The sequence below is a fragment of the Dethiosulfovibrio salsuginis genome, assembly GCF_900177735.1.
Classification (GTDB): domain Bacteria; phylum Synergistota; class Synergistia; order Synergistales; family Dethiosulfovibrionaceae; genus Dethiosulfovibrio; species Dethiosulfovibrio salsuginis.
Window position 1 is genome coordinate 1 of the sequence record NZ_FXBB01000052.1, and the last position, 5,757, is coordinate 5,757.

Sequence of the window (5,757 nt, forward strand, 5' to 3'; positions counted from 1 at the left end):
AACAACGAGGCAGAAAGGCTTGCAAAGAGCTTTGCCGTCTGCAGAAAAAACTTCCTGTTCTCGAACACTCCGAGAGGGGCAAAGTCCAGTGCCCTTATACTGACCATAGTAACAACGGCCATGGCAAACGACCTCAACCCCTATAGGTATCTGGTCTACATCTTCCAAAAAGCCCCCAACCTAAACCTGGCAGACCCAGAGCAGCTGGAACAGCTCATGCCCTGGAACACCCCTGAATATATTAGGCTCGCAGCGGAGTAAGCTCGCTGCGAGCTTTTTTATGACAAGATTATCCCATCTGTTGCCGAGATAGTCGATGTACTGCTAGGTTTGACGCTTACGATACCTACAAACTTCTTCTCCCCAATAGGGAGAGAGGCCATGGCTCGAATAACATCAGGGCTCTATTCGACAAATTCGACAAAAGAGAAACCTCTGCTTCTACCCATCATAGGCAATACCGGATCTGGAGAGAAACCAATCCCCCTTTGGTCCATAGAGACCGACACTACCTCCATCGCTATCCAAATCCTATTCGAGCTACAACAAGGGGGATTTGTCGTTCCGTCAATAGAGAATACCGATAAAACTAAAAAAGAACTTCTCCGTCAGATTTCAGAAATAGAGAACATCGCCTCGCACTGGAACATCAATAGCCTGAACAAAGAAATTGCTCTAGCCAAAGAAAGCGTAATTTGTTTCACAATAACGACTCCAGTTCTAGGAGGGTTCAGCACCGGAAAATCGACCTTACTGAACAGTTACATGGGAACTGAGATTTTACCTACCGACCTAGCACCAGAAACCGCAATAGCTACCGAGCTACATCCCTCCGACGACGGAGAAAGAATGGTCATATACGATATCGACGGAAAGGCTGAGCCTAAAGAGCTCCCAATCTCAACTCTAAAACAGACCTCTCAAAGAGGAGACAGCATACTAAAGGCTGAGCTTTACCTGAAATCACCGGCTCTACTGGATCACAAAAACATCGTATTAGTCGACATGCCGGGATTCGATTCCTGCAACCAGTCTCACAACAAAGCAATGCAAAACTACGTATCAGGAGGATCAACCTTCATCCTCTGCGTTGCTGCCGACCAAGGTCTAAAGAAAAGTGCCCTGGACATGATTAGTCAACTGGGGATTCTAGGACACACAATAGACATAATCGTCACAAGATCGGAGCTCAGAGCTCACGAACTACCTCAAGTAGTAACTAACATTAGAGATCAGGCATCGGTATTTCTAGGATCCAAAGTGGCAATAGAGACTGTATCAGCGGTATCAGGAGACATAGATGGTTTTCGGAGGCTTCTAGGTCAAATCAACGATAGAGCATCACATATCATGATCAACAGCCTAATGCCCCAGATATCTAACCTGGCCTCTGAGCTACTTTTCAACCTTAAAATACTCAGATCAGAGGAAAACATAGACATACTAGAATTAGAAAAACAGATAAACAGCATACAATCAAAAAAAGAACAACTCACCGACCTGATCCAAAAAGAAACAGATCAAATAAAGGATCACTTTTCTGAAAATATCACGAAAGGTATTATCAATGATATACGTGCTGTAACATCACAACAGCAAGCCTCACTCATAGGAGACATGCTAAAAGGAACGGACGTATCAAGTAGACTATGCGGCATAGTCCAACAGACCTTGAGCAGGTCTATTGAGTGTCGATCCGAGGAAGTCTTCAACCAATCCTGCAAAGACATATCTAAAAAATTATCCAATTTCTTCGCTATCAACACAAACAAAAAACTAATGCCCATCCTCCCACCGATAAAGGAGTTACAGGGAGATAAAAATAAAAAAATAAAAGCTCAAACAGCAATAGCTATCTTAGGACTCGCTGTTTTTGGGCCTATCGGGGCCATCTTATTAGGAGCGGTATTAGGAAACTTTATCGGGGGAAAAAAAGCAAAAGAGGAAGCAAAACAGTCTCTCAATATGGCTATTGAGAAGATCCTCGCCGACATTCCCTCCAGGATAAATCCTGACCTGATCGACCTAGCTAACCAGTTTTGCGACCATCTCGAAGAACAAACGGAGAACATCGTTGAAAAATGGATCAAAACCCTAGAGGATCTAAAAATAGAACTAACCCAAAACCAACATAGCGAAAAAAGCCGTCAAGAGACACTAAAACAGCATATAGCCGCACTACAGGCTATGACACCTTGTTCACCGCTTCTGGCTGAAGTAAATAATGACCAACTGCTCGACTAAAAAAATAAGCGTTGCCGTAGCATCTCCTAATGGCATAATCAACTTAATTATTAAGTCAAAAATATAAAAAAACAAAAGAAGGAGGGTTCTCTGCGTCATTACTTGATCTTATGAGGCAAAAAAAGAGGATATGCTTAAGGTTCCCCATCCCATGAAAGACGACGATAAAGGCGCTCGCTTTGCCTATCTGGTGGGCATGGCCATGGTCGCCATCGTAGACGGCTCGATAGATCCAAAGGAAAAAAAGATTCTACTGGATCGTGCTATAGCCATGAACCTACCTGAAGACGACGTTATGCGGGCTATTGAAGCAGCAAAGACAGCGGACGACGAAACAGTCTCGTCGGTTCTTGAGTCTCTGAGCGAACGGAGACAGAGAGCTATATTTATGACAGACCTAAGGATAATGGCCCACGCCGACGGATCGCTAAAATCCGAGGAGTCCGAGCTATGGGATATCTTTGGGGACATGGTGGAGATAAACCAGGATGATCGAAAGGCCCTTTCCGCATTCGCCGATGCATCGTTAGAGCCAAACGAAGAAAGGGCCTCCGAGGCCATAGCGGAGATCATGAAACACGATCTAGACATACCCATGTCGGCAATAAAGTTCTTTTTGCCTTCCATCGAGAAAATCTCCATATAAGATAAATCTTTTCTAGAGTTATGCGAAAGAAGCTCTTCTATCCAGATCAAACTGGCGATAGCCCTGGGGGCAGACGTTAACATGAGGGGAGAATCCAGAAAAACTCCTCTCCATTACGCCACATCAAACAAAAACCCCAAAGTTATCGAGACACTTATCGAAGGGGGAGCGGACATAAACGCAGTGGATGAAGACGGGGCCACGGCATTACATTACGGAGCATCAGCAGCGGTAACAGCAGACGGAAAACCAGAGATCATCGCCGCACTCCTAAAGGCTGGAGCTGACCCGAACGCTAAAGCAAAAGGTGGGCAGACACCACTCCACTTTGCGAGAACAGGAGACGGAAACCCAGAGATCATCGCGACACTCATAGAGGCTGGAGCTAACTTATACTTGGTTCCAAGCACATACGCGGTTGTAAAACGTCCTTGGTGGCACCCATCTAGCTGGTAAATTAGTTGCGTAAGACCTGATATTTCAAGATCATCATTGGAGCCACAAGGACTTTATGTCATTGGCTTAATCGCCCTCTAAACCGCTCCCTTAGATATAGGAAGGTTACAGGATCCATGAAGTATTTCGAACTCTGCGATCCTCTCACTGAAGCTCTTGGCTATCTCGCCTTGAGCATCCGATTTTCCTCGAAGATCTCTTCGTAGATGGGCTTCTGAAACATGGATAGCCCTCCCTTATCGGCAGGGAGACTGAACAGTTACAAGTAGGACACCCAAAATAAGGGAATTTTATATCTTTAAATCAAAAAAATGATCTGGAGGTCTAGTATGGGATATTTCAAGAGCATCAAAGATGGTTTTTGGGAAAGCGCTTACGACACAGATGGTAGATCATCTCAGTTATCAATCTCCGACATAGAGAACAGGCCTTTAGCAGAAAAAGATCCAGAGGTCCGTTTTGCCTACCTTGCCGGTATAGCGAAAGAAGCTATGGACTGGGGATCTATAAGTGACAAAAGAATTGAACAACTTTTCTCCTTAGCCATATCGCTCAAACTACCGCTAATAAGCCTAAAAAAAGCAACAGACAAAACAACTCTATCGGATAAAGAAGTCTACTCCCAAATATCCCGAATAATAACAAGCAACAACTTACAGGATTTTTTTATTTCCGATTTAAGGGCTATTTCAGCAATTAACCAAGAGGAGGGATCGGTCGATCTGAGAAAATGGAATCTACTGCCAAGTAAAATCGACAAAGCTGAACCAGACAACAACGGAGATCCCAACGTATCTCCCCACGGTAAAGAAGGTAAAAACCCAGAAGAAAAAGCAGGAGAAGGAGGATTTTCTGTGTCATTACTTGACCTTATGAGGCAAAAAAAAGAGGATATGCTTAAGGCTCCCCATCCCATGAAAGACGACGATAAAGGCGCTCGCTTTGCCTATCTGGTGGGCATGGCCATGGTCGCCACCGTAGACGGCTCGATAGATCCAAAGGAAAAAAAGATTCTACTGGATCGTGCTATAGCCATGAACCTACCTGAAGAAGACGGTATGCGGGCTATCGAAGCAGCAAAGACAGCGGACGACGAAACAGTCTCGTCGGTTCTTGAGTCTCTGAGCGAACAAAGACAGAGAGCTATATTTATGACAGACCTAAGGATAATGGCCCACGCCGACGGATCGCTAAAATCCGAGGAGTGCGAGCTATGGGATATCTTTGGGGACATGATGGAGATAAATCAGGATGATCTTAAGGCCCTTTCCGCACTCGCCGATGCATCGTTAGAGCCTGACGAAGAAAGGGCCTGCGAGGCCATAGCGGAGATCATAAAACACGATCTGGACATCCCCATATCGGCAATAAAGTTCTTTTTGCCTTCCATCGAGAAAATCTCCTTAGAAGATGAATCTTTTCTAGATTTATGCGAAAGAAGCTCTTCTATTCAGATAAAACTGGCGATAGCCCTGGGGGCAGACGTTAACATGAGGGGAAAATCCAGAAAAACTCCTCTCCATTACGCCACATCAAACAAAAACCCCAAAGTTATCGAGACGCTTATCGAAGGGGGAGCGGACATAAACGCAGTGGATAAAGACGGGGCCACCGCATTACATTACGGAGCATCAAACGAAAATATAGACATCGTGATCGATCTAATTCGAGCAGGTGCCAGCGTATATCAGGAGGACAAAGACGGAGCAACCCCTCTGCATTACGCCGCACGATCAAACGAAAACATCGACGTCATAGCAAAACTCATCGAAGAAGGGGCAAGTGTAAACGCCCCAGACAGAGCGGGAGCCAGACCTCTACACTACGCTTCAAAGTCAAACGAAAATGTCGATATCATAATAAAACTCATAGAAGAAGGAGCGAATATAAACTCTCCAGACAAAGCGGGGGCCATGCCTCTACACTACGCCGCGCAATCAAACGAAAAAGTCGACGTTATAGCAAAGCTCATAGAAGAAGGCGCGGACTTAGAGGCAGAGGACAGAGACAAAGCAACGCCACTATTCTACGCCGCAAGATCAAACGGAAACATCGGTGTAATAACAAAGCTCATCGAAACAGGAGCAAGTTTAGAGATAGAAGCAGATAACTCGATAGGCCACCTTCTTAATATTAACACAAATAAATTAGAACTCATTAGTCAGATAATTCCTTTTATAGACAAAGAAGGTAAAATCTCAGCCTGTGGTCTTATGATAGTAGCTATGTTCAACAAAAATCCAGAGGCCATAATTACGCTTGCAAAAAAAACCAAAGTGCCTATATACCAAAAAGACTCCGATGGTATAACCGCTCTTCACTTCGCAGCAATGTTCAACGGAAACCCTAAGCTCATCGCAACCCTCATAGAGGCTGGAGCTGATCCAAACGCTAAAACAGAAGAAGCTGGA

The 5,757-nt window shown here is 44.7% G+C and carries 5 protein-coding genes; all 5 read left to right on the top strand.

The annotated features are described in order from the left end of the window. A partial coding sequence (locus B9Y55_RS12360) for a transposase domain-containing protein (protein ID WP_143340945.1) occupies positions 1 to 261 on the top strand: 261 nt, incomplete at its 5' end. Positions 262 to 330: 69 nt separating this feature from the next. Beyond that, on the top strand, positions 331 to 2,244 hold the full coding sequence (locus B9Y55_RS12365) for a dynamin family protein (RefSeq protein ID WP_143340946.1): 1,914 nt from the start codon (positions 331 to 333) through the stop codon (positions 2,242 to 2,244). Between the two features lie 130 nt (positions 2,245 to 2,374). Next, entirely contained in the window at positions 2,375 to 2,890 is a 516-nt protein-coding gene (locus B9Y55_RS12370; protein WP_085545660.1) for a tellurite resistance TerB family protein, read from the top strand. A gap of 57 nt (positions 2,891 to 2,947) precedes the next feature. Continuing rightward, positions 2,948 to 3,346: an ankyrin repeat domain-containing protein gene (locus B9Y55_RS12375; RefSeq protein ID WP_268753312.1), complete on the top strand. Its 399-nt coding sequence runs from the start codon at positions 2,948 to 2,950 to the stop codon at positions 3,344 to 3,346. Between the two features lie 329 nt (positions 3,347 to 3,675). Beyond that, on the top strand, positions 3,676 to 5,757 hold a 2,082-nt coding region (locus tag B9Y55_RS12380), incomplete at its 3' end, for an ankyrin repeat domain-containing protein (protein WP_200806679.1).

Excerpts from the sequence above, each read along its gene's own strand:
- B9Y55_RS12370 (WP_085545660.1), top strand. The coding sequence starts at position 2,375 with ATGCTTAAGGTTCCCCATCCCATGAAAGACGACGATAAAGGCGCTCGC.